1 tRNA gene is annotated in these 253 nt (G+C 54.5%); it reads right to left on the bottom strand.

The features are described from left to right. Window positions 1-119: 119 nt before the first annotated feature. A tRNA-Asp gene (locus BTW07_RS18600) sits at window positions 120-196 on the bottom strand. Window positions 197-253: the final 57 nt, after the last annotated feature.

Here is a 253-nt window from a genome sequence, read left to right as displayed (position 1 = left end):
CTTCAGAAGTCGAAGCGCAGAACACCGCGGTTATCGCGGTAGCGCCAGACTACGAGGCGTGAAACGTATTGAATGCAGCGAAGCGTGAAACGTATTGAATGCAGCAGAAGACGTCGATATGGCGGACCGGACGAGACTCGAACTCGCGACCTCCGGCGTGACAGGCCGGCATTCTAACCGACTGAACTACCGGTCCACTCTGTGCATCAAGAATTCATGTCGAAACAAGGACCCCTGATACGAACTACGCAAC

This window comes from Salinicola socius (assembly GCF_001937195.1).
Taxonomy (GTDB): domain Bacteria; phylum Pseudomonadota; class Gammaproteobacteria; order Pseudomonadales; family Halomonadaceae; genus Salinicola; species Salinicola socius.
This window is presented reverse-complemented; position numbering and strand designations above follow the sequence as displayed.